We start from the raw sequence: 25,267 nt of genomic DNA, 5'->3' as shown, positions 1-25,267 counted from the left end.
GACAATCGGGGCATGAGCACGACCACCCTGCGGCGCCGCCTGCGCGCCCTGACGGCCGCCCCCGCCTACCCGTGGGTCACGGGCGCGGCCCTGACCGCGGGCGCGGCCGCCGAACTCGTGGAGTTCCCCGGCTCGGTGACCAACGCGACCGCGATCCTGGTCTCCACGGCCTCCCTGATGTGGCGCCGGACCTTTCCGCCGGTGGCCCTGGTGACCGTGGCGGCGGGGCTGCTGAGCTTCGGCGCCGACACGTCCCTGTCCATCGCTGTGATGATCAGCGGGCTCGTGGGCTGTTACGTCCTCGCCCGGCATCGCGTGCTGCACCCGGCGCTGCTGGTGGCGGGCGGCGCGCTCGGCGCCCTCGCGGCGAACCTCTGGCACATCTTCAGCTGGGCCCGCGACGACCGGCTGCCCTATGTGCCGCCGCTCGGCAACGCGGGCTCGCTCGGTCTGTTCGCCGAGGGGTTCGGCCTGTGCGCGGTGATCCTCGGCGCCGTCAGCATGGGGGACGCGGTACGGGCCCGCGAGGAGACGCGGCACGAACGAGCGCTGGCCCAGGACCAGTTGATCGCCATGGAGCGCAGGCAGGCGGCCGAGGCCGAGCGCGCCGCGATCGCCCGCGAGCTGCACGACATCGTCTCGCACTCGGTGTCGATGATCGCCGTGCAGGCGGAGAGCGCGACGTACACGACGCCGGGTCTGACCCCGCAGGCCCGCGAGGGCTTCCAGCAGATCGCGGGGACGGCCCGCGCCTCCATGTCCGAACTGCGCCGCCTCCTCGGCGTCCTGCGCACCCCGCAGCACGACGAGACCGCGGTGACCGCCCCGCAGCCCACCCTCGCCCACCTCGACGAGCTGCTCGACCAGCACCGCGCGGTGGGCGGCAGCGTGGACCTGCGGGTCAGCGGGGAGCGGGTGCCGCTGGCCGCGGTGTGGGAGCTGTCGGCGTACCGCATCGTCCAGGAGTCGCTGACGAACGCGCGCAAGCACGCTCCCGGCGCCCGTGCGACCGTCGAGCTGGACTACCGCAAGGACCGGCTGGCGCTCCGCGTGAGCGACGACGGTCCCGGCCCGCCGCCGCCCGGTGGCGGCGGGCCGGGGCACGGCCTCACCGGCATGCGCGAGCGCGCCTCTCTGGTCGGCGGCAGCCTCACCGCGGGCGCGGGCCGGACCGGCGGCTTCCGCGTGGAGGCGGAACTCCCTTGGTGACAGCTGAACCCTTCTGTCCACAGCGGTACTTGACCTCCCGGGAAGGGAAGCATCGGGCGTGATCAGAACTCTCGTGGCCGACGACCAGGCCGTCGTCCGCACCGGATTCGTGAACCTCCTGAACACCCAGGACGACATCCAGGTGGTCGCCGAGGCGGAGGACGGCGCCCAGGCCGTCAGCCTCGCCGCCGAGCACCGCCCTGACCTGGTCCTCCTCGACATCCGCATGCCGCACAAGAACGGCATCGACGCGGCCCGCGAGATCCTCGCCGCGTCCGGCGGCGCGACGAAGGCACTGATGCTGACGACGTTCGGACTCGACGAGTACGTGTACGACGCGCTGACCGCCGGGGCCTCGGGGTTCCTGCTCAAGGACGCCACGTTCCCCGAGCTGCTGCACGCGGTACGGGTCGTGGCGGCCGGCGACGCACTGCTGTCGCCCGAGGTCACCAAGCGGCTCGTCGCGGAGTTCACGCGCCAGCGGGCCGCCACGCCGCCGGCTCCGACGGGCGGCGTCGAAGGGCTGACGGCCCGCGAGGCCGAGGTGCTCGTCCTCATCGCGCAGGGCCTGTCGAACGCGGAGATCGCCGACCGCCTCACGATCAGCGACCACACCGTGAAGACCCACATCAACCGCCTCTTCACGAAGAGGGGGCTGCGCGACCGGGCGCAGGCGGTGATCCTCGCGTACGAGCTGGGGCTCGTGCGGGCGCCCGCGTCGGCTCGGCGTTGAACCCGGGAGTGTCCCCCGTCATCCGAACGTCGCCCGCTCCAGCCAGAAGTCCAGCAACTCCCGTTCCCCCACGACCTCCACGCGCCCGGCGTCCAGCGATCGCCGCCGGTAGAAGGCGAGCAGCACCTCGGTGAGCGGGCCGCGCAGCGCGACCGTCGCCTTGGCGTGCCCGCGCCGCCAGGTGAAGCCGTCCTCACCGAACTCGATGAGCCACTCGGCGTTCAGCCCGGGCGGCGCGTCGGTCGCGTGCAGATGGAGGGAGCGCCCGCCGCCCTTGAGTTCGGACGCGCTGTCCTCGGGGTCGGTGAGCTGTGTCAGCCGTACGAGGTCGAGCCATTCGTCGATCGCGTCGGCGGCGACATCCGGGGCGATCTCGTACGCGACACCGGCGGCGATCGCGGCGTCCGCGCGGTGGATCGCCAGCTCGTGCGTCATGCGGCGGGCCCAGAACCCGGCGGTGTGGTCACCCGCCCACGACCACGCCGGGGCGTCGGCGCCCGCCGTGCGGAACGTCCGCTCGCCGAGCGCCGCGGTGTCGGCGAGCCACCTGTCGAGGGCGGCCGGGTCGTCACTCTCGGGCCCGCGGGCGTCCGGGACGTCCTCGTCCGGAATGTTCCGCTCGGCGCGCGTGGCGACCAGCCGCTCGCTCCAGCGCACCGCGCCGCCCATGTGCCGGGCGAGCTGCGACAGCGTCCAGTCGGGGCAGGTCGGCACGGTGACGGAGAGGTCCGCTCCGCGCAGCGTGGCTCTCAAGAGGTCGATCTGCGTGGTGACTTCGGCGCAGTAGCGGTCGTGACTCAAGGTCGTCATGAGCCGAACACTAGAGCGACTTGGGCTCCTGCGGCACCCGCGTTTCCGGCGCCGCCCCGCCCGTCTCCCCGAGGACGACCACATCCCCCGCGTCGAAGGCGATCCCCACCCTCTCCCCGACCTCGGGCGCCCGGCGCAGCGCGCACGCCGCCTCCAGACGCGGCCCGTCCTCGGGCTGGAGGTGCACGGCGACATGGGTGCCGCGGAACGTGCGCGCCGTCACCGTGCACGCCAGCCCCTCGTGAGCGGTGACGAGCCGCACCCCGGCGGGCCGCACCAGGACCTCGCACCGCCCCGCGGGAGTGCCCGTCGGCACGGGGATCTTGCCCCACACCGTGTCGGCCGCCTCGCCGGTGACCGTCGCCCCGACGATGTTGTCGAAGCCGAGGAACCGCGCGACGAACTCGTCCACAGGGCGCTGCCACACCTCAAGCGGCGTGCCGGACTGGGCGATCCGCCCGTCCCGCATCACGACGACCCGGTCGGCGAGCGCGAAGGCCTCGCCCTGGTCGTGCGTGACGGCGAGCACGGTCGTGCCCAGCTCGTCGAAGAGTTCCCGCAGTTCGACGACGAGCCGCTCCCGCAGCGAGCGGTCGAGCTGGCCGAGCGGCTCGTCCAGCATCAGCAGCCGGGGCCGGGGCGCGAGGGCCCGTGCGAGTGCCACCCGCTGCTGCTCACCCCCGGAGAGCGAGGCGACCGCGCGCCGCTGCGCCTTCGGCAGCCCGACGAGTTCGAGCAACTCGGCGACCCGGTCGGCCTGTTCGCCCCGCGAGGCGCCGTGCATGCGCAGCCCGAAGGTGACATTGCCCGCCACGTCGCGCTGCGGGAAGAGCTGGTGGTCCTGGAACATCAGGCCGACGCCCCGCTTGTGCGCGGGCACCCCGCGCTGGTCGCGCCCACCGAGTTCGATCCGCCCCGCGTCGAGGGACTGGAGCCCGGCGACCGCGCGCAGCAGCGTCGACTTGCCGCTGCCGCTCGGCCCGAGCACACAGACGATCTCGTGCTCGGCGACCTCCAGGTCCACGGCGTCGAGCACGGCCCGCGCCCCGAAACGGACGGTCGCCTCACGCAGGCGCAGCAAGGCGGCCGGAATTGGCTGCGGGCCCATCAGAACTCTCCCGTGGTGCGTTCGGTACAGATGCGTTCCAAAAGCAGCAGCGACACCGCGCACACCACCATGAGGATCGTCGAGAGGGCCATCGCCTGCCCGTAGTTGAGGTCCCCGGCCCGTCCGAGCAGCCGCGCCACGGCGACCGGCAGGGTCGGGTTGTCGGGCCGCGCGATGAAGACGGTCGCCCCGAACTCACCGAGCGAGACGGCGAAGGCGAACCCTGCGGCGATCAGCAGCGCCCGCCGCACCATCGGCAGGTCGACCTCCCGCCACGCCCGCAGCGGCGAGGCGCCGAGCACGGCCGCCGCCTCACGCAGCCGCCCGTCGACAGCGCGCAGGACGGGCAGCATGGTGCGTACGACGAAGGGCACGCCGACCAGCGCCTGGGCGAGCGGCACCAGGATCCAGGAGGCCCGCAGGTCGAGCGGCGGCTCGTCCAGCGTGATGAGGAACCCGAAGCCGACGGTCACCGCCGACACCCCGAGCGGCAGCATAAGGAGCGCGTCGAACCCGCGTACGAGACGACCGGCTCTCCGCGTCAGGGCGGCGGCCGCGAGCCCGCCGATGACGACCGCGATGGCCGTCGCCACGATCGCGTAGTGAAGGGAATTCCAGACCGCCTCGATCGGCGGCACGAGGAAGGCGCCGCCCTCCGCCGAGGTCAGCTCTCTGAAGTACGCGAGGCCGAAGCCGTCCGGGCCGTCGAAGGAACGCTGGATCAGCACCCCGAGCGGCAGCAGGATCAGCAGCACGACCGTGGCCATGACCAGTCCGAGCAGCGACCACTGCCCCGCACCGCGCGGGCGGCGCGCCACGGCCGAGGCGTCGACCAGCTTCAGCGCGCTCTCGCGCCGCCGCACCGTCCACGCGTGGACCGCCAGGATCAGGCCGACCGCCGCGAACTGCACGACCGTCAGCACGGCGGCCGTCGGCAGATCGAGGAGCTGAGCGGTCTGCCGGTAGATCTCCACTTCGAGCGTCGAGTAAGCGGGCCCGCCCAGGATCTGCACGACACCGAAGGAGGTGAAGGTGAAGAGGAAGACCATGAGCGCGGCGGCCGCCACGGCCGGCCCGAGCGCGGGCAGCGTCACGGTCCGCCACGCCGTCCAGCGCGAGGCCCCGAGCATCCGCGCGGCCTCCTCCTGCCGCGGGTCGAGCTGCGACCAGAGCCCGCCGACCGTGCGGACGACCACCGCGTAGTTGAAGAACACGTGCGCGAGCAGGATCGCCCACACGGTGGTGTCCAGGCGCACGCCCCACAGCTCGTCGAAGAGCCCTCCCCGCCCGATCAGCGCCAGGAAGGCCGTGCCGACGACGACCGTGGGCAGCACGAACGGCACGGTGACGACGGCCCTCAGCACCTGCTTGCCGGGGAAGTCGAAGCGCGCGAAGACATACGCGCCGGGGAGCGCGATCAGCAGCGTGAGCGCGGTCGAGGCGAGCGCCTGCCAGGTCGTGAACCACAGGACATGGCGGATGTCGGACTGCCCGAGCACCTCCGCGACCCGCCCGAACCGCCAGACCCCGCCGATGTGCAGGCCGCGCGCGACGATCGCCGAGACCGGATAGGCGAAGAAGACCGCGAAGAACGCGACGGGCAGGGCCATCAGACCGAGCCGCGCCGCGCTCCCCCGGCCGAAGCCCGCGCGGGAGCGGGACTTCGTCACTTCCGTACGAGCGAGGTCCACGACTTGATCCACGGCTCGCGATTGTCGGCGATCTTCTTCGGGTCCATGGTCTGGGGCGCGTCGACCCTCACCCCGTGCTTCGTGAACAGCTCGGGCAGCTCGACGCCCTCGCGCACCGGGTTCACGAACATGTTCAGCGGCATGTCCTCCTGGAACTTCGCGCTCGCGAGGAAGTCGAGGAGCGCCTTGCCGCCCTCGGGGTTCCTGGCGTTGCTCAGCAGACCCGCGTACTCGACCTGGCGGAAGCACGTGCCGGTCGCGACGCCGGTCGGCGCCTTCTTGGGCTGCGGCTTGCCGTAGAGCACCTCGACGGGCGGGGAGGAGGCGTAGGAGACGACGAGCGGCCGGTCGCCCTTGGCCTTCTTGCCGCCCGCGGAACCGGAGAACTCCTCGTTGTAGGCCTGCTCCCAGCCGTCGACGACCTTGACGCCGTTGGCGTCGAGCTTCTTCCAGTAGCTCTCCCAGCCCTTGTCGCCGTACTTCGCCGCCGTGCCGAGCAGGAACCCGAGTCCGGGCGACGAGGTCGCGGCGTTCTCGGTGACCAGCAGGTTCTTGTACCGCGGCTTGAGGAGATCGTCGAAGGACTTCGGAGGCGCCAGCTTCTTGTCGGCGAAGTACTTCTTGTCGTAGTTCACGCAGATGTCGCCGCTGTCCACGGGCGTCACCCGGTGCTTGCCCCCGTCGACGCGGAACTCGGGCTTGATCCTGTCCGAGCCCTTGGCCTCGTACGACTGGAAGAGCCCGTGGTCGAGCGCGCGTGAGAGCAGCGTGTTGTCCACGCCGAAGAAGACGTCGCCCTGCGGGTTGTCCTTCGAGAGGACCGCCTTGTTCACGGCGGCGCCCGCGTCACCGTCCTTGAGGACGTTGACCTTGTACCCCGAGCGCTTCTCGAAGTCCTTCAGTACGTCCTTGGAGACGTTGAAGGAGTCATGGCTGATCAGCGTGACGCTCTTGGAGCCGTCCTTCGTGGAACCGCTGTCGGAGCCGCCGCACGCCGAGACGGCGACGAGCCCGATGCCCACCGCGACGGCGGTGAACGTGACCTTCTTGGTGCTCACTGGAATGTCCTCCTGGGAGACCAGGAAGAGACGCGGCCCTGCCCGCCGGCGAAAGCCCGCGGGCAGGGCGCAACAGCTTGAGTCGTGCCCGAACTTCCTACCCAGAATGACCTGGGCGAGGTTCAGAGGGTCTGCGGCCCACCTGTCCAAGGTGCCGCACTCTCAGCGCTGTGGCGCTCCCCTGTCGGAATATGCAGATGTGTGTACGAGCAGTACGCGATCGCATGTACGAGGCGTACGACCGCCAGACTACCTCTCGGCGGCCGCGAGCTGACCGCACGCCCCGTCGATCTCCTGGCCCCGGGTGTCCCGGATGGTCACCGGCACCCCGTGGGCGGCGATGGCCTCCACGAACGCCTTCTCGTCCTCGGGCCGCGAGGCCGTCCACTTCGAGCCCGGCGTCGGGTTCAGCGGAATGAGGTTCACGTGCACCGGCTTGCCCTTGAGCAGCCGGCCGAGGCGGTCACCGCGCCACGCGTGGTCGTTGATGTCGCGGATCAGCGCGTACTCGATGGAGAGGCGGCGACCGGACTTGGCCGCGTACTCCCAGCCGGCGTCGAGCACCTCCCGCACCTTCCACTTGGTGTTGACCGGCACGAGGGTGTCGCGCAGGTCGTCGTCCGGGGCGTGCAGCGAGATCGCGAGGCGGCACTTGAAGCCCTCGTCGGAGAACCGGTGGATGGCGGGCACGAGCCCGACCGTCGACACCGTGATCCCGCGCTGCGAGAGCCCGAGGCCGTCCGGCTCCGGGTCGGTGAGGCGGCGGATGGCGCCGGTCACGCGGTTGTAGTTGGCCAGCGGCTCGCCCATGCCCATGAAGACGATGTTGGAGAGGCGCGCGGGCCCGCCGGGGATCTCGCCGTCCCTGAGCGCCCGCATGCCGTCGACGATCTGGTGCACGATCTCGCCCGTCGACAGGTTCCGGTCGAGGCCGGCCTGGCCTGTGGCGCAGAACGGGCAGTTCATGCCGCAGCCCGCCTGGGAGCTGATGCACATGGTGACCCGGTCGGGGTAGCGCATGAGCACCGACTCGACGAGCGTCCCGTCGAAGAGGCGCCACAGCGTCTTGCGCGTGGTGTCGTCGTCGCAGCTGATGTGCCGCACCACGGACATCAGGTCGGGCAGCAGCGCTTCCCGGAGCTTGTCGCGCGCACCGGCGGGGATGTCGGTCCACTCCGCCGGGTCGTGGGCGTAGCGCGCGAAGTAGTGCTGCGAGAGCTGCTTGGCGCGGAACGGCTTCTCGCCGATGGCGGCGACGGCTTCCTTGCGCTCGGCGGGCGTGAGGTCGGCGAGATGCCGCGGGGGCTTCTTGGCTCCGCGGGGCGCGACGAAGGTGAGTTCTCCGGGTACAGGCATGGTCCTTCCAGTGTCGCAGACATACGACAAGGGGCCCGCCGCCCTGTGGACAACGAGCCCCTCACGCACATCCGCGCAGGTCAGAAGGGAAAGCAGCGACCGTGCGGTCGGCCGTGCAGTCGGTCAGGTGGACCCGACGAAGACCACGAGCAGAAGCCAGACCACCGGCGCCGTCGGCAGCAGGGAGTCGAGCCGGTCCATGATGCCGCCGTGGCCCGGCAGCAGCGTGCCCATGTCCTTGATGCCGAGGTCCCGCTTGATCATCGACTCGCCGAGGTCACCGAGCGTGGCGCTCGCCGCGACCGCGAGACCGATCAGCAGGCCCTGCCACCACGTGCCGCCGTCGATCAGGAACTCCATGCACAGGGCGCCCGCGGCCATCGCGAACGTGACCGCACCGAGCAGGCCCTCGCGGGTCTTGCCGGGGCTGATGCGCGGCGCCAGCTTGTGCTTGCCGAAGCGCCAGCCGATCGCGTACGCCCCGGTGTCGCTGACCACGGTCAGCAGCAGGAACGTGAGCACCCGCCACGGCCCGTCGTCCGCGGTGAGCATCAGCGCCACGAACGTCGCGAGGAAGGGGACGTAGAAGGCCGCGAAGACGCCCGCCGTGACGTCCTTCAGATAGCCCTCGGGAGGCTCGGTCATGCGCCAGACCAGGACCGCGAGCGCGGTGAGCGCCATCGCCACCCACGCACCCTCGGCCCCCCGGACGTACCCGGCGACGACCATCGCCGTGCCGCCCACCGCGAGCGGCACCAGCGGGGCCTTGATGCCCTTGCGCTCGTCGAGCCGGGAGGTGAGCTCCCAGAGGCCGACCACGACGGCGACCGCTATGACGCCGATGAAGACGGCCTTGACGATGAAGAGCGACGCGATGATCACCGCGCCGAGTCCCACACCGACTCCTATGGCCGCGCCGAGATCACGACCCGCGCTCTTCTTCTGCGGAGGGCGCGGCGCTGCCGGGGCGGGCTGTGGTGCGCTGGGCATGGGCTCCTGCGGGGGCGCGGGGGTGTCGGGCACGATGGGCATCGGCTGCGTCTCGGGCGGAAGCAGCGCGTCCTGCGCATCGTACGCGGGACCTGCCGGGGGCGCCCCCTGACCAGATCCCTGGTCGGGAGGCCCCCAGTACCCGGCTCTGGGCGGCGCCCCCCAGGAAGAGTCGTTCACGGATCGGTTTCCTGATTCCTAGGACTCGAGCCTCAGACTTCGAGCAGCTCGGCTTCCTTGTGCTTGAGCAGCTCGTCCACCTGGGTGACGTACTTCGCCGTGGTGTCGTCCAGCTCCTTCTCGGCGCGACGGCCCTCGTCCTCACCGATGTCGCCGTCCTTGACGGCCTTGTCGATGGCTTCCTTGGCCTTGCGGCGGATGGAACGGATCGAGATCTTGGAGTCCTCGGCCTTGGTCTTGGCGACCTTGATGTACTCCTTGCGGCGGTCCTGCGTCAGCTCGGGGAACGTCACCCGGATGATGTTCCCGTCGTTGCTCGGGTTGACGCCGAGGTCGGAGTCGCGGATCGCCTGTTCGATGTTGCGCAGCGCGCTCTTGTCGAACGGGGTCACCACGGCCATCCGCGGCTCGGGCACCGAGAACGAGGCCAGCTGGTTGATCGGCGTCAGTGCACCGTAGTAGTCCGCCACGATCTTGTTGAACATCGCCGGGTGCGCACGGCCGGTGCGGATCGCGGCGAAGTCCTCCTTGGCGACCACGACGGCCTTCTCCATCTTCTCCTCGGCCTCGAGGAGGGTCTCTTCGATCACCACTTGCTCCTGCGTGTCTTGAGTAGGCCCGGCTAGCACAGGGCGGCCGGCTGCGTCGCGTGTCTTTCCTGCACGGTGTCCGACCGGCAGGGCTTTGTCCATCCCTCTCAAGTGACGTCTCGCGTCCGTCTCTTGAGAGCGGCCCAGGTCCCCGGGGTCAGGCCCGGCTTCCCTGGTCGCCCACGAGAGTGCCGATCTTCTCACCCTTGACGGCCCGGGCGATATTGCCTTCGGAGAGCAGCTCGAAGACGAGGATGGGCAGCTTGTTGTCCCGGCACAGCGTGATGGCGGTCATGTCGGCGACCTTGAGGTCGCGGGTGATGACCTCGCCGTAGCCGAGGGCGTCGAACTTCACCGCGTCGGGGTTGGTCTTCGGGTCGGAGTCATAGACGCCGTCCACGCCGTTCTTGCCCATGAGCAGCGCCTCGGCGTCGATCTCCAGGGCTCGCTGGGCGGCGGTGGTGTCGGTGGAGAAGTACGGCATGCCCATACCGGCGCCGAAGATGACCACGCGGCCCTTCTCCAGGTGGCGCACGGCGCGCAGCGGGATGTACGGCTCCGCGACCTGCCCCATGGTGATGGCGGTCTGGACGCGGCAGTCGATGTCCTCCTTCTCCAGGAAGTCCTGGAGGGCCAGGCAGTTCATGACCGTGCCGAGCATGCCCATGTAGTCCGAGCGGGCCCGGTCCATGCCGCGCTGCTGGAGCTCGGCGCCGCGGAAGAAGTTGCCGCCGCCGATGACGATGGCGATCTGGGCGCCGTCGCGGACCACGGCCGCGATCTCGCGCGCGATGGCGTGCACCACGTCGGGGTCGACCCCGAGGCCGCCCCCGCCGGCGAACGCCTCGCCGGAGAGCTTCAGCAGGAAGCGTCCGGCGCCTTTGTCGTCGTCACTCTTCGAGTCGGCCTTGGTGGTCATGGTGTTCTCGCTTCTCTTACTTGACACACATACGAAGAAGGCCACTGCCGGTGGGGTGTTGTTCGCATCCCATGCTCGGCAGTGGCCTCCTCGTCAGATCCTGCGGTCGTACCGTCGCGCGGGGGCTCCCTGTCGGGGGCTCCCCACGCGGGCGACCGCTGTCGACCCTAGCGGGGTCTACCGTCGATCGCGGTACGGACTCAGATGCCGACCTTGATGCGCGAGAAGCGCTTCAGGGTGACACCGGCCTCGGCGAGAACCTTCTCGACCGACTTCTTGTTGTCCAGCGCGTACGGCTGGCCGAGGAGGGTGGCCTCCTTGAAGAAGCCGTTGACGCGACCCTCGACGATCTTCGGGAGGGCGGCCTCGGGCTTGCCCTCGGCGCGGGTGGTCTCCTCGGCGACGCGACGCTCGGTCTCGACGACCTCGGCCGGGACGTCCTCGCGGGAGAGGTACTTCGGCGCGAAGGCGGCGATGTGCTGCGCGATGCCCTTGGCGACCTCGGCGTCGGCCTTGTCCAGCTCGACCAGGACACCGATCTGCGGGGGCAGGTCGGGCATGGTGCGGTGCATGTACGCGGAGACGTAGGCGCCGGAGAACTGCGCGAAGCGGTCCAGGACGATCTTCTCGCCGAGGTTGGCGTTGGCCTCGTCGACGTACGCCTGGACGGTCTTGCCGGCCTCGATCTCGGAGGCGAGCAGCGCCTCGATGTCGGCCGGGGAGGTCTTGGCGATGTGGGCGGCGAGGTTGTTCGCCACGGCCTGGAACTTGTCACCCTTGGCGACGAAGTCCGTCTCGCACTTCAGCTCGACGATGACACCGGAGGTGTTGTCGTCGGCGATGAGGGAGACCACGGCACCGTTCTCGGCGGAGCGGCCCTCGCGCTTGGCGACGCCCTTCTGGCCCTTGATGCGGAGCGCCTCGACGGCCTTGTCGACGCTGCCCTCGGCCTCGTCGAGCGCCTTCTTGCAGTCCATCATGCCGGCGCCCGTGAGCTCACGGAGCTTCTTGACGTCAGCGGCGGTGTAGTTCGCCATGATCGAAATTCTCTCTCGAAGTCTGAAAGATCTACGGAGGTCTACGGGTGAACGGCGGGGGCCGATCGGGCCCCCGCCGTCAACTACCGAACCTGTGAGGTCAGGCCTGCTCGGCGTCCGCGGCGGCGGCGGGCGCCTCGGCCTGCTCGGCGTCGGCGGCCTTCTCCGTCTCGGCGGACTTCTGAACCTCGGCCTCGGCGTCAGCGGCCTTCGGCTCCTCGGCCTTCGGCTCGTCAGCCTTCTTGTCGCCCTCGAGCAGGTCGCGCTCCCACTCGGCGAGCGGCTCGCCGGCGGCCTTCTCGCCCGGCTTCGAGTCACCGGTGGCGACGCCGGAACGGGCGATGAGGCCCTCGGCGACGGCGTCGGCGATCACGCGGGTGAGCAGCGTGACGGAGCGGATCGCGTCGTCGTTGCCGGGGATCTTGTAGTCGACCTCGTCGGGGTCGCAGTTGGTGTCGAGGATGGCGACGACCGGGATGTTGAGCTTCCGGGCCTCACCGACCGCGATGTGCTCCTTCTTGGTGTCCACGATCCAGACGGCGCTGGGCACCTTGGACATCTCGCGGATACCACCGAGGGTCTTCTCCAGCTTGGCCTTCTCGCGCGAGAGCACGAGAAGCTCCTTCTTGGTGAGACCGGAAGCGGCGACGTCCTCGAAGTCGATCTGCTCGAGCTCCTTGAGGCGCTGCAGACGCTTGTAGACGGTCGAGAAGTTGGTGAGCATGCCGCCCAGCCAGCGCTGGTTCACGTAGGGCATGCCGACGCGGGTCGCCTGCTCGGCGATGGCCTCCTGCGCCTGCTTCTTCGTGCCGACGAACATGACCGTGCCGCCGTGGGCGACGGTCTCCTTGACGAACTCGTAGGCGCGGTCGATGTACGACAGCGACTGGAGCAGGTCGATGATGTAGATGCCGTTGCGCTCGGTGAAGATGAAGCGCTTCATCTTCGGGTTCCAGCGACGGGTCTGGTGACCGAAGTGGACGCCGCTTTCCAGCAGCTCCCGCATCGTGACGACGGCCATGGCCGTTCTCCTTGAGATTCTCGGTTGTGCCGCGTGTGCCGGACGGCACTCGCGCCTGACGCCCGCTGTGCGCCTTGCCACTAGAGACCTAGGGACCGAGGGGCGCTGACACCGGCCTGTGAGGGCCTGATGTCGGGGCGTGCGAAGTCGACCCGGTGACCCGGATCGCCACAAGAAGTGTACGGGACCCGCGGGGCGTCGGATGACGCCGCTACCCGTGACCTGGCGACGGAGCCGTTCGCCTCTCCACCCGGGAGAGTGACGGCGTTGTCCACAACCGGCCGGTACTCCACGGATCCGGACCATGATCCCCGCGGAACGCCGGGGTGCGGGACGGTTCTGCCATGCGCCTGGAAATGCTCCTGACGACGCTGGCCGCGCTGCTGGCGACCGCCCTGAACCCACCCCCGAGCCCGGCTCGGACCCCGCCCCCGACACCCGTGGCCACGACCTGGCCGGTGGCCGCCCGCACGAGCGAGCGCCCCGCGGTCGTACGCGCCTGGGACCCGCCCTCGACCGCGTACGGCGCGGGCCACCGGGGCGTGGACCTGTCGGCACCGCCGGGCAGTCCGGTACGGGCGGTGGCACCGGGCCGGGTCTCCTTCGCGGGCCGGGTGGCGGGCAGAGGCGTGGTCTCGGTGGAGCTGGACGGGAGCGGGGATCCCCCGCTGCGTACGACGTACGAGCCGGTGCGGGCCACGCTCAAGAAGGGCGCCCGGGTCACCGCGGGCGAGCAGGTAGGCATCCTGGAGGGTCCGACGGGCCACTGTCCCGAGGCCTCCGAGGTCTGCCTCCATTGGGGCTTGCGCAGAGCCGGGACCTATCTGGACCCACTGACCCTGCTGCCACCGTGGCTACTGCGCGACGGCCCGTCCCGCCTGCTCCCACTGACCGGCCCACCGGCGCCATGAGCGGGACCTCAAGAGCCCCGGAAACCTCAGCCGCGCACCCCGCGCAGAGCCATCGAGACCGCGGCCTCCGTGATGGCGGAGGGATCCTCCGCGGCCCCCAGCTCGATCCGCCGCGCCGCCGCGTCCACGATCCCCTGGAGCAGCATCGCCGCCATCCGGGGCTGCTCGTGCCCCAGCGCCTCCAGCGCCTCGACGATCATCGCGATGAGCCCACCGTGCGCCGCCCGGATCTTCTCCCTGGCACCGGCGTCCAGCTCACTGGCGGAGATGGCGACCACGGCACGGTGACGCCGGTCCCCCACCAGGGCCAGCTGCCGCCGCACATACGCCTCGACCTGACCCTCGGGCGACCGCGCCCCCCGCATCGCCGCGGAGACCTCCGCGGCCCATACGGGAAAGTCGACCTCGCACAGCTCTTCGACCACGGCGGCCCGCGACCGGAAGTACTCATACACGGACGACCGGGCGAGCCCGGTGCGCTCGGCGAGGGCGGGGAAGGTCAACGCCTCCGTGCCGCCTTCGGACAACAGGGACCGCGCGGCGTCCAGCAGGGCCCCGCGCTGCATCGACCGGTGCTCGGCCACAGAGGCCGCTCGAATCCTTGGCACGGCTCCACTTTACGGACGGGACGCCCCGCACGGGAGTCGCTGCCGGGCGCATATGCGTCGGGCAGGGACGATTCAGCTCGCCGGACGCGCGGCGTCAGCGGCCAAAACTGGCCAGCTTCGCCCGCAGCTGCAACACCGACTTCGTGTGGATCTGACTCACCCGGCTCTCGGTCACACCGAGTACGTTGCCGATCTCGGCGAGCGTGAGCCCCTCGTAGTAGTAGAGCGTCACGACGGTCTTCTCGCGCTCGGGCAGCGTGTTGATAGCCCGCGCGAGCAGCCTGCGCAGCTCCCGGTCCTCGGCGACCTCCACGGGGTTGTCCGCCGCGTGGTCCTCCAGCGTGTCCATGAGGCTCAGCCGGTCACCGCCGTCACCGCCGACGTGCAGCAACTCTTCGAGCGCCACCACGTTCGCCAGGGACAACTGGCTGAAAACGGCGTGCAGTTCCTCCAGAGCGATCCCCATCTCGGCGGCGACCTCGCCCTCCGAGGGAGTACGCCGCAGCTGCGCCTCCAGGGTGGTGTAGGCACGCTCGACGTTGCGCGCCTTCTGGCGCACGGACCGCGGGATCCAGTCGAGCGCCCGCAGCTCGTCGATCATCGCCCCGCGAATGCGCGTGATGGCATAGGTCTCGAACTTGATCTCCCGCTCGATGTCGAACTTCTCGATCGCGTCGATCAGCCCGAACACCCCGGACGAGACGAAGTCCGCCTGCTCCACATTGGGCGGCAGCCCCACACTCACACGGCCCGCGACGTACTTCACCAGGGGTGAGTAGTGCAGGATCAGCTGCTCCCGCAGCCGTCCGTCGCCCGTCGCCTTGTACGACCGCCACAACTCGTCCAGCGACGAGGGGGCGGGAGGCCGCTCCCGCTCGCCGCTACGGGTGGCGGGGGGAACCGCCGCCCGGTCGGACCCTGAGGTGTGCTGGGTCATTCGTCGCCTTGAGCCGTTCTGCCGTGAATTGGTGAGGTCGCGTGGGTCGGTGAGGTCGCGCGACGCGGCGATTTCGCGGGTGCCGCTCGCGTCCGTGCGGTGGGGGATGTGCGTGAAGTGAATGAGGTTGTCCGTCTGGTTGCCTGTCCGCGTCGGAATCCTTGTGAGCGTAGCGTGACTGAAGTGTCGCAGTGTGCGAAGACTATGGGATCGCGCGTGCGCAGATACGTTCCGCTAGGCCTCCTGCGGAGTCGGGATCGTCGCACTGCGTGACGACGTCGACGCATCAACTGCGCGATTTCCCAAGGCTGTCGGGCGTCATCCGTCCGGCGGAACACGCTCGGTCACGATTCACCTCCAGCGGCGAAGACCGTCCGGTACGCCTGGCGTGTCAACTGCCAGCCATCGCCGTGTCGTTCGACGAACCCCAACGACTGAAGTTCGTACAGGCGCCCTACCGCGTCGTCCTCGGTCGTCCCCGCGCCGACGGCGGCATCCCGCGCCGTCGCCCGCCCCCGCGCGGGCAGCGCGGCCAGGACCCGGGCCGCCCCCGGGGCGAGCAGGTCACGCGGCACGACGGGCCCCCGCCGCTCGGGGGCCAGCTCACCCATGTCACCGACCAGCTCGACCACTTCCGCGGCGTCGGTCACCAGGACGCCGTCGCCCCGCAGCAGTTCGTGCACACCCGCAGAGAGGCCGCTGGTCGCGGGCCCCGGCACCCCCATGGCGAAGCGGCCGAGCTCCTGGGCGCAGCGGGCAGTGGCCAGAGCCCCACTGCGGTAGGCGGCCTCCACCACCACCGTCCCTCGGGTCAGCGCGGCGATCACCCTGTTCCGCAGGATGAACCGGCTCGGCGTGGGGTGGTCTCCCGGCGGCAACTCCCCGACGACCAGACCCTGTTCCGCGATCCTTCCGATCAGTTCGACATGCCCGCGGGGATAGGGCCGGTCCACCCCGCAAGCCAGCACGGCCACGGTGGCACCGCCCGCGCCGAGCGCCCCGCGGTGCGCGGCGCCGTCCACGCCGTACGCCCCGCCGGAGACCACGACCCAGCCGCGCTCCGCGAGCCCCGCGCCGAGGTCGGCGGCCATGTGCGCGCCGTACTGCGTGCAGGCCCGGGCTCCCACGACGGCCACCGACCGCACCGCCCATATCCGTAACGAGGGCCGCCCGCGCACCCAGAGCCCGATCGGCCGGGCGTCCCCGAGGTCGTCCAACGGCAGCGGCCACTCCGCGTCCCCCGGGCACACGAACCGCGCCCCGACGTCCCGCGCCGCCTCCAGGTCACACTCCGGCCGCGCCCCGGCGGCCCGCGCCCGCAGCCCCTCCCACCGCCGCGAGGTCACCCCCGCCAACCGCCCCTCCTCCTCACCGAGCCTGCGCAGCACCTCGACGGCACCGGCCTCCCGCAGCCATCTGCCCCCGACCGCGTCCCCGGGCTCAAGGACCCGCGTCAGGGCGAGCCTGGCCAGACGCTCTTCGTCCGTCGGCGGCCCGGCGGTCACCTCGCCACTCCGATCGGCATCGGGACACCTCGTGAGATGCCCGTGCGCAGTTGGAGGGCCAGGGCGACGTCGTGAGCGGAGGGCCGGTCGTGCCCGGCCAGGTCCGCCACGGTCCACGCCACCCGCAGGACGCGATCAAGCCCACGGGCGGTCAGGAAGCCGCGCTCCAGGTCCAGCTCGGCCGCGTCCAGCGCTCCTGGGGCAGCGGGCCACCGGGTGCGCAGCGCATGCCCGGGGACCTCGCTGTTGGTCCGCCAGCCGGTCCCGGTCAGCCTGGCAGCCGCTCTCTCGCGCGCGGCGCGCACCCGGTCGGCGACGGTCCGCGTGGACTCCCCGGGCGTGCCGTACCCGGCGAGTTCGGACCGGGTGACGGCCTCCACCTCGACCTTCAGATCGACCCGGTCGAGCAGCGGTCCCGACAGGCGGGCCTGATAGCGCCGGACAGCGGAGGCCGGGCACTCGCAGCCGTCCCCGAGCAACGTATGCCGACCGCAGGGGCAGGGGTTGGCCGCGAGGACCATCAGGAACTTCGCGGGCAGCCGCACCACTCCCGCGCTGCGCGCGATCACCACGTGGCCCGACTCGAGCGGCTGGCGCAAGGAGTCCAGCGTCTGGCTGCTGAACTCCGGCGCCTCGTCCAGAAAGAGCACTCCTCTATGAGCCAACGAAACCGCGCCCGGCCGCGCGAGGCCCTTGCCGCCGCCCACGAGCGACTGCATCGTCGCGGAGTGATGCGGCGCGCAGTACGGCGCGAGGTCGACCAGCGGCTTGCCCGGCGGGAGCATGCCCGCTACGGAGTGGACCGCCGTCACTTCCAGGGACTCCTCGCGGGTCAGCCGGGGCAGGATGGCCGGCAGCCGCTCCGCGAGCATGGTCTTGCCCGCGCCCGGTGGCCCTTGCAGGAAGAGGTGGTGCGCCCCGGCCGCGGCCACCTCCACGGCGGCCCTCGCCGCCGCCTGCCCGACGACGTCGGCCAGGTCGAGCCCGTGCGCGTCGTCCGTCGCGCCGCCGAGTCCCGTGCCCACTCCGGTCCCCGGCACGCAGAGCCCGGCCAGCAGTGGATCGGGCCGCCCCGGCTCGTCCGGCTCCTCCTGCGGCACCGGCTCGTCGGTGAGCACCGCGATGAGCTGCCGCAGGCTGCGCACCCCGAGGACCGAGATCCCCGGCACCAGCGAGGCCTCGGCGGCCGTGCACTCGGGGACGACCACCTGTTCGTACCCGGCGTCCGCGGCGGCGAGGACCGCCGGCAGCACTCCACGGACCGGGCGCACCCGCCCGTCGAGTCCCAGCTCGCCGATCATGACGATGTCGGCGAGCACCCGGGGATCGATCCGCTCGGCAGCCCCGAGGACCGCGCACGCGACGGCCAGGTCGAAACCGCTGCCGCCCTTGGGGACCGACGCCGGGCTCAGCCCCACCGTGAGCTTCTTCTGGGGCCACTCCCCGCCCGAATTGACCACGGCGGCCCTGACCCGGTCCCGACTCTCCGTCAGACTCTTGTCCGGCAGCCCCACCAGCGTGAACGCGGCCACGCCCGGCTCCAGATCGGCCTGCACCTCGACGACCACGCCCTCGACGCCGACCAGCGCCACGGAACACGTACGCGCGAACCCCATCAGGCCACCCCCCGCGCGTGCTCGACCACGGGAGCGCCGCGCCGCGGAAGCAGCACGCCGACCAGGTCGATGCGAACGCCTCCCGGCGGTGGGCCGCCGCGCTCCTCGATCCAGCGCTCCGCCAGGCGCCGAAGCCGCTCCGCCTTGATCTGGCCCACGGCCGCCATCGGGTGCTCGAACACCGCGGAGCCGACCAGGCCCGCCCTGCGCGTCTTGACCTCGCAGACGACGAGTGCCTCGCCGTCCATCGCCACGATGTCGATCTCACCGGTCCTGCCCGCGCGCCAATTGCGCTCAAGGACCGTCATCCCCGCTTCGACCAGCCGCCGCGCGGCCAGGTCTTCGCCGTACTTGCCGAGTGCTCCCCGTGCGTTCATGTCGGCACCACCTCCGACACCCACGGTCACGGATCAGCCCGCACCTATTGGATCTTGGTGCGTTACTCGCCGGTTGTGGAAAACTCCGCCACTCCGGCGAGTGAATCCCGGCAGCTCAGCCCGCAACCCCCGGCTGCCCGGTCCCCGGCAGCTCAGCCCCCCGGCAGCTCAAGATCGCTCTTGTTCAACTCCTCGATGTTCACGTCCTTGAACGTGAGCACCCGCACCTGCTTCACGAACCGAGCGGGCCGGTACATGTCCCACACCCAGGCGTCCGCCATGGACACCTCGAAGAACACCTCACCCTGGACCGAGTGCACCTGCATCTCGTAGTCATTGGTGAGGTAGAAACGCCGCTCGGTCTCAATCACGTATTTGAACAGACCGACGACATCGCGGTACTCCCGGTAGAGCTTCAGCTCCATCTCGGTCTCGTACTTCTCGAGGTCCTCGGCGCTCATGGCATGTTCCCCTTCAGCCGTGCGTCCCCCTATTGTGCGTCAGCCCCGCGAACCCCTACACGATTTCGGTGTCGAGGATCTCGGGCCGGTCCGGGGGCCCCTCGTCGAGCAGTCTGCGAAACAGCTCGGCGAGCCTGGTCGGGTACACCGTCTCATGAGCCCCGGTCAGTTCCCGGCACGTCCACCAACGGGCTCCGGCGACGCTGCGGCGCTCCAGCTCCGTGAGCCCCTCGGGCACGGTCGCCGTCTGTGACGTACGCGCGAGGTAGTACCACTCGTCCTGGTCCCAGCGGCGCCCGGCGAAGGGGAAGGAGCAGACCCGGCGCCACAGCACGGGCCCCAGCTCGACCTCCGTGATGCCGGTCTCCTCACGCAGCTCGCGCAGGGCGGCCTGCTCCCGCGTCTCGTCGCCCTCCAGGCCGCCGCCCGGCGTGAACCACCAGTCGTCCGCGGGGTCACCGGGCTCATGCCCGTGCAGCAGCAGGAGGCGGTCGTCGGGGTCGAGCAGCACCACCCGGGCGACCCTGCGCAGCGGTCGCCCCGTCGGCGACTGCCTGGCCCGCACGGCGTCCTCAGCCGACACCGGCGGCGGCCTCCCTCGCACGGCTCCTGCCGCGTCCGCGGCCCACGAGCCTGGCCACCGGCCCGTACGCGGCGCCGCCGAGGACGAGCGCCATGCCCACCACGATCGCGCTCACCACCAGGCGCAGCGGACCGGGCTCGGAGAGGCCGCCCGGCATGTCCGCGAAGCCCTCCGGGCGCTCCAGCATGCCGAACTTGTCCATGGGCCAGGCCACCGCGTCGACCCGCGCCTTCACGGCGCCACGCGGCACCGAGCCGTGGGTCCCGTCATCCAGATGCACGCTGGAGTCGAGGGAGCCGCTGCGCTCGTCGCCGAGCAGGAACAGACGGCCCTTGGGGACGGTCGTGGTGGGGATGCCGGTGGCCGCGGCGTCCTGCCCCTTGGGCAGATACGGTTCTGCGACTTCCTTGCCGTTGACGGTCAGCTTGCCGTCCTCGCAGCAGGCGATCTTGTCGCCGCCTATGCCGACCACCCGCTTGACCATCGGCATGTCGCCCCAGGTCGACTGCTCGAAGACGACCACGTCACCGCGGCGCACCTCGTCGCCGTCGATCCGCTGTGCGAGGACCCGGTCGCCCGAGCCGATCGTCGGCGTCATCGACCCGGTAGGAACCGCGTACGGCTGGTACAGAACCGCGCCCCAGGCGAAGCCGCCGAGAAAGAGGACACAGCCGAGGGCCACGGCGATACCCGACAGCACGCTGCCGAGCCTGCCCCGGCCCTCGGCCGTACGACGTGTCCTGCTCATCCCAGTACTCCCCCGTCTCGGAGACGACTCCGCCGCCCGTGCGTACGGACGGCGGAAGATCGGCGATCTGGGACGGCACCCTACCCGGCGGTACTGCCGCCGGTAACCCTCGCTGCGCGCGCGGCGGCGACCGTCAGCCGCCGCCTGCGCCACAGCACGATCGGCACGGCGCCGGCGAGGCCGAGGACGCCCGGCGCCGCGCTCGACAGGGCGTTGATGCCCGGCTGGTCGAACGTGTCCGGCTTGGGGAGCGTCGCCCAGCGGGTGGGGGGCCAGGCGATCACGATGGCGCGGCCCACGACGTTGTCCACGGGGACGGCGCCGCCGCCGGGCTGGTTCTGGTGGTAGCGGGAGTCCAGCGAGTTCTGCCGGTGGTCGCCCATGACCCAGATCTTGCCCTTGGGCACGGTCTTCTTGAACTGGCCGCCCTGGTCGTCGACGGTGCAGGGGGTGTTGCCCGGGAAGACGTACGGCTCGTTCAGCGCCTTGCCGTTGACCTTCACCGGGCCTGTGCCCTTGCACTCGACGGTGTCGCCGCCGACGGCGATGACGCGCTTGATGAGGTCCTTCTCGTCGGCGGACGGCATCAGGCCGATCCAGCCGAGGACCCGCTGGACCGCGTTCGGATCGGGGGTGGGCTCGCCGTCCAGCCAGTGGCCCGGGTCCCTGAAGACGACGACCTCGCCGCGCTCGGGCTCGGAGCCGAACCACGGCGTCAGCTTGTCGACGAGGACGCGGTCGCCCTGCTGGAGCGTGTTCTGCATCGAGTCCGAAGGGATCGAGAACGCCTGAACCAGGAAGGACTTGATCACCAGCGCCAGGACCAGCGCGATACCGATGAGGAGCGGCAGCTCCTTCCAGAAGGACCGCGCCTTCTTCGGCTGCTTGGCGTCCTGTTCGCTCTTCTTGGCGCCCTGCTCGCTCTTCGCCTCGTCGCCGTGCGCGGCGTCACTCCCGAGGTGCGTACCGCCCGCGGCGGCCTCGACGCCCGGCTCGTCGGATCGCCCCGGCCGCTCCTCGGGCCCCTCGTGTCCGGATCGTGCGCCGACCGCCAAATCCCCCACATCCACTCCTCAGTCCGTGCCGCCGCCTGCCCCAGATGCGATGCAGGCCCACCACTCCCATAACGAGCGGGAGTTCCGCAGGGGTCGGGAGTCGGATCAATCCGTATCGATCGCCATGAGCCACCCTATGCGACACGCCTGTGGCGGCGTCCGACCCCGTACGCGCGTCGGGTACGGACGCGTACGTGTCCGGCTCCTCCAGCTTGCGCCAGTGGCCTAGGGGCCAGGCGATGACAAGGGCGCGCCCGACGACCTGGTCCTCGGCGATGGTGCCGGCGAACTTCTCCGTGCGGTGGAAGCGGGAGTCGGCCGAGTCGCTGCGGTGGTCGCCCATCATGAAGAGGCGTCCCTCGGGGACCTTCACCTCGAACTCGAAGGCCGAGGGCTTGTCGCCGGGGTGGATGTAGGGCTCGTCGAGCGGGGTGCCGTTGACGGTGACCTTGTCGTTCTTGTCGCAGCACTTCACGGTGTCGCCGCCGACGCCGATCACGCGCTTGATCAGGTCCCGCTCGCTGTCGGAGGGCAGCAGACCGATCTGGGTCAGGCCTTCCTTGACCTGCTTGACGACCACCGGGTCGTCCTTCTTCCTGCCCTGTTCCTCTTCGAGCCAGTTGCCGGGGTCCTTGAAGACGACGACATCGCCGCGTTCCGGCTTCGCTCCGAACCAGGGGGTGAGCTTGTCGACCAGGACCCGGTCCCCGATGCGGATCGTCTGCTCCATGGAGCCCGAGGGGATCACGAAGGCCTGCACCAGGAAGGTCTTCAGGACGAGCGCTATGAGCAGCGCCACACCTATGAGGAGGGGTATCTCCTTGATCGCCGAGCGCCGCCTGCGCCGCTTGACCTTCCTCGCGAGCCTGCGCCGGTCGGCCCGGCCCGGCAGGACGGGCCCGCTGGTCGGCCGGGACCCGGTGGGCAGCCGGGTATCGGCACGGTGGCCCGCGGTGCGCGTCCGCCCGCGGCTACCCATGCGCGCCGCCCGGTTCGGGCACGCGCGCGTAGCTGTCGGGTCGCTCCAGGGAGGTCCAGTGGCCGATCGGCCAGGCGATCCAGTCGGCCCGGCCGATGACCTCGTCGACGGGGATCATTCCGCCGCCGGGCTGCCCCAGGTGGTCGCGGGAGTCGCGCGAGTCGCTGCGGTGGTCGCCGAGCAGGAACAGGCTGCCTTCGGGGACGACGACATCGAAGGGCACCTGGGAGGGCGCGTCCCCCGGGTACAGGTAGGGCTCGTCGACCGGCTCGCCGTTCACCTTGATGCCTCCCCCCTCGCAGCAGACCACCCGGTCTCCCCCGGTGCCCACGACCCGCTTGATGTAGTCGGCGTCTCCGAAGTAGCCGCTGCCGTCGAAGACGACCGCGTCACCCCGCTGCGGCTCGGACCCGAAACGGTACGCCAACTTGTTCACGAGTACCCGGTCCCCGACCCGGAACGCGGGCTCCATGGAGCCGCTGGGAATCTGGAAGGGCTGCACCACGAAGGCACTGACGAGGAGCATGGCCCCCACACACAGCAGGAACGTCAGTGTGAGCCCGCCGCCCGGCAGTCGGGAGACGAGTGACATGAAAACGGAGCGCGACCGTTCCTCCGCCTCCTCGGACGCCTCGGCGACGTGCGGGACGTCGCCGGGTTCGGAGGATGGGGAGGAGCGGTCGCGCTCCGGGTGCTGTGCTTCGGTGTCCATCGGGGCCAGATGCTATCCGGCCCCGCTGTGAACCCGCGCGCGAGCTCAGCTGTCGCGCTTCTCCTTGATCTTCGCGGCCTTGCCGCGCAGGTCACGGAGGTAGTACAGCTTCGCGCGACGCACGTCACCGCGGGTGACGAGCTCGATCTTCTCGACGATCGGGGTGTGCACCGGGAAGGTGCGCTCGACGCCGACGGAGAAGGAGACCTTGCGGACCGTGAAGGTCTCGCGCACGCCGGCACCCTGGCGGCGGATGACTACGCCCTTGAACTGCTGCACACGGGAGCGGTTGCCCTCGATGACGCGGACGTGGACGTTGACGGTGTCACCCGGGCGGAACGCCGGGATGTCGCTGCGCAGCGACGCGCTGTCGACGGAGTCGAGCAGGTTAGCCATGATCGTCTGCTTTCTTCGCTGATGCCACAGGTCATCAGCGGTACGTGATGATGAGGTTTCGGTAGCTGATCGCGTCGGACGGGCGTCTGGACCATCCCCGCGAACACGGGGTGCAAGCTTCGGTCGATCCCCCTGTGGCAGGGGCGCACGCTGGACGTACAGCAGCGGCCTATTCTTCCACGGCCTCGGGGTCTCGCCCAAATCGGCCGTCGGGCCCCGGCCGCCACCCCAGGATCGAGAGCATCTCGCGGTCCTTCTTGTCGAAGGCCTTGGGGTCGCAACGCTCGATGAGGTCGGGCCTGTTGCGGGTGGTGCGGCGCAGTGCCTCGTCCCGCCGCCAGCGCGCGATCTTGCCGTGGTGGCCGCTGAGCAGGACGTCCGGGATGCCGTGACCGCGCCACTGGGGAGGCTTGGTGTAGACGGGGCCTTCGAGGAGGTTGGCCATGGCGCCGGGCGCGAAGGAGTCGTCCTGGTGGGACTCGGCGTTGCCGAGGACACCGGGGAGGAGCCTGGCCACCGCCTCGGTGATGACCAGGACGGCCGCTTCCCCGCCCGCGAGGACGTAGTCGCCGATGGACACCTCGTAGACGGGGATACGGGTCGCGTACTCGTCCATGACGCGCCGGTCGATGCCCTCGTAGCGCGCGGGCGTGAAGACCAGCCAGGGGCGCTCGGACAGCTCCACGGCGAGTTCCTGGGTGAAGGGGCGCCCGCTGGGCGTGGGGACGACCAGGACGGGGCCGTGGCCCCCGGACTCGTACCCCTCGGCGAGCACGTCGTCGAGGGCCGCACCCCAGGGGTCGGTCTTCATGACCATGCCGGGGCCGCCGCCGTAGGGGGTGTCGTCGACCGTGTTGTGACGGTCGTACGTCCACTCCCTGAGGTCGTGCACGTTCACGTCGAGCTGTCCACGCGCGCGTGCCTTGCCCACGAGGGAGACGTTCAGGGGTTCCAGGTACTCGGGGAAGATCGTGACGACGTCGAGCCGCATTACGCCTTGTCCTCCGCGGCCGACTCGTTCCCTGAGTCCGGTCCGTTCTCCGGGGCCGCCTCGGCGTCCCGCGTGGAGGCGATCTCGGCGCGGTCGTCGATGAGCCCGGGGGGCGGGTCGATGACGGCCTTCTGCTCCTCCAGGTCGATCTCGACGACGATCTCCTCGACGAAGGGGATCATCACCTCGCTGCCGTCGGGGCGTTCCACGATGAAGAGGTCCTGCGAGGGCAGGTGCGAGATCTCGGTGATCCGGCCCACCTCCTCGCCGTCCTTGGTGACGACGTCGAGGTCCATGAGCTGGTGGTCGTAATACTCGTCCTCTTCCTCGGGGAGCTCCTCCGGGTCCACCTCGGCGATCAGGAGCGTGTTGCGCAGCGCCTCGGCGCCCGTACGGTCGCGCACGCCTTCGAAGCGCAGCAGGAGGCGGCCGCTGTGCACCCGGCCGGTCTCGATGGTCAGCGGGCCGATGGCGGCGGGTTCGGTCGCGAGGACGGCGCCCGGGCCGAGCCGCAGCTCCGGCTCGTCGGTGCGGACCTCAACGGTGACCTCTCCCTTGATGCCGTGGGCACGGCCGATGCGGGCGACTACCAACTGCACTGCGTTTCTCCTCGTTCAACGACTACGGGCCGGGGAAGGCCCTGAGGCCTTCCCCGGCCCGAGCCGGTGCTGCTGTGGTTCCAGCGG

27 protein-coding genes are annotated in these 25,267 nt (G+C 70.7%); 3 read left to right on the top strand and 24 right to left on the bottom strand.

The features are described from left to right. Positions 1 to 12: 12 nt before the first annotated feature. Together CP975_RS25925 and CP975_RS25920 are read left to right on the top strand one after the other, a co-directional pair. On the top strand, positions 13 to 1,209 hold the full coding sequence (locus tag CP975_RS25925; RefSeq protein WP_055534613.1) for a sensor histidine kinase: 1,197 nt from the start codon (positions 13 to 15) through the stop codon (positions 1,207 to 1,209). Positions 1,210 to 1,267: 58 nt separating this feature from the next. Continuing rightward, positions 1,268 to 1,942, top strand: coding sequence for a response regulator (locus tag CP975_RS25920; RefSeq protein WP_055534614.1), 675 nt, complete (start codon positions 1,268 to 1,270; stop codon positions 1,940 to 1,942). An 18-nt stretch (positions 1,943 to 1,960) separates the two neighbouring features. Here CP975_RS25920 and CP975_RS25915 read toward each other — a convergent pair whose 3' ends face one another. The 10 genes from CP975_RS25915 to rpsB all read right to left on the bottom strand — a co-directional run bounded on the left by CP975_RS25915 (position 1,961) and on the right by rpsB (position 12,702). Next, complete coding sequence (locus tag CP975_RS25915; RefSeq protein WP_055534616.1) at positions 1,961 to 2,752, bottom strand: maleylpyruvate isomerase family mycothiol-dependent enzyme; 792 nt, start codon at positions 2,750 to 2,752, stop codon at positions 1,961 to 1,963. A 10-nt stretch (positions 2,753 to 2,762) separates the two neighbouring features. After that, positions 2,763 to 3,860 (bottom strand): ABC transporter ATP-binding protein, encoded by a 1,098-nt coding sequence (locus tag CP975_RS25910; RefSeq protein WP_055534618.1) that lies wholly within the window; start codon positions 3,858 to 3,860, stop codon positions 2,763 to 2,765. Continuing rightward, positions 3,860 to 5,551 (bottom strand): ABC transporter permease, encoded by a 1,692-nt coding sequence (locus CP975_RS25905; protein WP_150477973.1) that lies wholly within the window; start codon positions 5,549 to 5,551, stop codon positions 3,860 to 3,862. The genes CP975_RS25910 and CP975_RS25905 overlap by 1 nt, the downstream gene beginning before the upstream one ends. Then, on the bottom strand, positions 5,527 to 6,609 hold the full coding sequence (locus CP975_RS25900) for a thiamine ABC transporter substrate-binding protein (protein WP_055534622.1): 1,083 nt from the start codon (positions 6,607 to 6,609) through the stop codon (positions 5,527 to 5,529). The genes CP975_RS25905 and CP975_RS25900 overlap by 25 nt, the downstream gene beginning before the upstream one ends. A 249-nt stretch (positions 6,610 to 6,858) precedes the next feature. After that, a complete protein-coding gene (rlmN, locus tag CP975_RS25895; protein WP_055534624.1) occupies positions 6,859 to 7,965 on the bottom strand; it encodes a dual-specificity RNA methyltransferase RlmN in 1,107 nt (368 codons plus the stop codon). A gap of 123 nt (positions 7,966 to 8,088) precedes the next feature. Next, positions 8,089 to 9,135 carry a phosphatidate cytidylyltransferase gene (locus CP975_RS25890; protein ID WP_150477392.1) on the bottom strand — a complete coding sequence of 349 codons (1,047 nt, stop codon included), beginning with the start codon at positions 9,133 to 9,135 and terminating at the stop codon, positions 8,089 to 8,091. Positions 9,136 to 9,167: 32 nt separating this feature from the next. After that, positions 9,168 to 9,725: a ribosome recycling factor gene (gene frr, locus CP975_RS25885; RefSeq protein ID WP_030784640.1), complete on the bottom strand. Its 558-nt coding sequence runs from the start codon at positions 9,723 to 9,725 to the stop codon at positions 9,168 to 9,170. Between the two features lie 157 nt (positions 9,726 to 9,882). Then, the gene (gene pyrH, locus CP975_RS25880) at positions 9,883 to 10,644 is read right to left on the bottom strand and encodes a UMP kinase (RefSeq protein ID WP_055534627.1); all 762 of its coding nucleotides are present in this window, start codon (positions 10,642 to 10,644) and stop codon (positions 9,883 to 9,885) included. Positions 10,645 to 10,844: 200 nt separating this feature from the next. Continuing rightward, positions 10,845 to 11,681 carry a translation elongation factor Ts gene (tsf, locus tag CP975_RS25875; protein WP_055534629.1) on the bottom strand — a complete coding sequence of 279 codons (837 nt, stop codon included), beginning with the start codon at positions 11,679 to 11,681 and terminating at the stop codon, positions 10,845 to 10,847. A 100-nt stretch (positions 11,682 to 11,781) separates the two neighbouring features. Further along, complete coding sequence (gene rpsB / locus CP975_RS25870; protein WP_055534631.1) at positions 11,782 to 12,702, bottom strand: 30S ribosomal protein S2; 921 nt, start codon at positions 12,700 to 12,702, stop codon at positions 11,782 to 11,784. A 344-nt stretch (positions 12,703 to 13,046) separates the two neighbouring features. On the opposite strand from rpsB, the gene CP975_RS25865 reads away from it, so the two are divergent. Beyond that, complete coding sequence (locus CP975_RS25865) at positions 13,047 to 13,613, top strand: M23 family metallopeptidase (protein ID WP_150477391.1); 567 nt, start codon at positions 13,047 to 13,049, stop codon at positions 13,611 to 13,613. 26 nt (positions 13,614 to 13,639) lie between these two features. Here CP975_RS25865 and CP975_RS25860 read toward each other — a convergent pair whose 3' ends face one another. From CP975_RS25860 to rimM, 14 genes are all read right to left on the bottom strand, one after another. Further along, the gene (locus tag CP975_RS25860; protein ID WP_055534633.1) at positions 13,640 to 14,197 is read right to left on the bottom strand and encodes a TetR/AcrR family transcriptional regulator; all 558 of its coding nucleotides are present in this window, start codon (positions 14,195 to 14,197) and stop codon (positions 13,640 to 13,642) included. A 118-nt stretch (positions 14,198 to 14,315) separates the two neighbouring features. Next, positions 14,316 to 15,158 (bottom strand): RNA polymerase sigma factor WhiG, encoded by an 843-nt coding sequence (whiG, locus tag CP975_RS25855; RefSeq protein ID WP_030784668.1) that lies wholly within the window; start codon positions 15,156 to 15,158, stop codon positions 14,316 to 14,318. Positions 15,159 to 15,502: 344 nt separating this feature from the next. Continuing rightward, positions 15,503 to 16,663, bottom strand: coding sequence for a DNA-processing protein DprA (gene dprA, locus CP975_RS25850; protein WP_150477390.1), 1,161 nt, complete (start codon positions 16,661 to 16,663; stop codon positions 15,503 to 15,505). Next, a complete protein-coding gene (locus tag CP975_RS25845; protein ID WP_055529852.1) occupies positions 16,660 to 18,279 on the bottom strand; it encodes a YifB family Mg chelatase-like AAA ATPase in 1,620 nt (539 codons plus the stop codon). The genes dprA and CP975_RS25845 overlap by 4 nt, the downstream gene beginning before the upstream one ends. Beyond that, entirely contained in the window at positions 18,279 to 18,656 is a 378-nt protein-coding gene (locus CP975_RS25840) for a YraN family protein (RefSeq protein WP_055529854.1), read from the bottom strand. The genes CP975_RS25845 and CP975_RS25840 overlap by 1 nt, the downstream gene beginning before the upstream one ends. A 152-nt stretch (positions 18,657 to 18,808) precedes the next feature. Beyond that, positions 18,809 to 19,117 carry a DUF2469 domain-containing protein gene (locus tag CP975_RS25835; RefSeq protein ID WP_003965949.1) on the bottom strand — a complete coding sequence of 103 codons (309 nt, stop codon included), beginning with the start codon at positions 19,115 to 19,117 and terminating at the stop codon, positions 18,809 to 18,811. Between the two features lie 55 nt (positions 19,118 to 19,172). Continuing rightward, on the bottom strand, positions 19,173 to 19,700 hold the full coding sequence (locus tag CP975_RS25830) for an NUDIX hydrolase (RefSeq protein WP_055529856.1): 528 nt from the start codon (positions 19,698 to 19,700) through the stop codon (positions 19,173 to 19,175). Further along, positions 19,690 to 20,448 carry a signal peptidase I gene (gene lepB / locus CP975_RS25825; protein ID WP_055529858.1) on the bottom strand — a complete coding sequence of 253 codons (759 nt, stop codon included), beginning with the start codon at positions 20,446 to 20,448 and terminating at the stop codon, positions 19,690 to 19,692. Before lepB (CP975_RS25825) ends, CP975_RS25830 begins: the two co-directional genes overlap by 11 nt. An 80-nt stretch (positions 20,449 to 20,528) precedes the next feature. Further along, positions 20,529 to 21,512, bottom strand: coding sequence for a signal peptidase I (gene lepB / locus CP975_RS25820; RefSeq protein WP_150477388.1), 984 nt, complete (start codon positions 21,510 to 21,512; stop codon positions 20,529 to 20,531). Then, on the bottom strand, positions 21,397 to 22,482 hold the full coding sequence (gene lepB / locus CP975_RS25815) for a signal peptidase I (RefSeq protein WP_055529862.1): 1,086 nt from the start codon (positions 22,480 to 22,482) through the stop codon (positions 21,397 to 21,399). The genes lepB (CP975_RS25820) and lepB (CP975_RS25815) overlap by 116 nt, the downstream gene beginning before the upstream one ends. Next, complete coding sequence (lepB, locus tag CP975_RS25810; RefSeq protein ID WP_055529864.1) at positions 22,475 to 23,194, bottom strand: signal peptidase I; 720 nt, start codon at positions 23,192 to 23,194, stop codon at positions 22,475 to 22,477. Before lepB (CP975_RS25810) ends, lepB (CP975_RS25815) begins: the two co-directional genes overlap by 8 nt. Positions 23,195 to 23,239: 45 nt before the next feature. Then, positions 23,240 to 23,590: a 50S ribosomal protein L19 gene (gene rplS, locus CP975_RS25805; protein WP_055529866.1), complete on the bottom strand. Its 351-nt coding sequence runs from the start codon at positions 23,588 to 23,590 to the stop codon at positions 23,240 to 23,242. Positions 23,591 to 23,759: 169 nt separating this feature from the next. After that, positions 23,760 to 24,581, bottom strand: coding sequence for a tRNA (guanosine(37)-N1)-methyltransferase TrmD (trmD, locus tag CP975_RS25800; protein WP_055529868.1), 822 nt, complete (start codon positions 24,579 to 24,581; stop codon positions 23,760 to 23,762). After that, a complete protein-coding gene (gene rimM / locus CP975_RS25795) occupies positions 24,581 to 25,180 on the bottom strand; it encodes a ribosome maturation factor RimM (protein WP_055529870.1) in 600 nt (199 codons plus the stop codon). The genes trmD and rimM overlap by 1 nt, the downstream gene beginning before the upstream one ends. Between the last annotated feature and the right edge of the window lie 87 nt (positions 25,181 to 25,267).

The organism is Streptomyces alboniger, assembly GCF_008704395.1.
In the GTDB taxonomy this organism is placed as follows: Bacteria; Actinomycetota; Actinomycetes; order Streptomycetales; family Streptomycetaceae; genus Streptomyces; species Streptomyces alboniger.
This window is presented reverse-complemented; position numbering and strand designations above follow the sequence as displayed.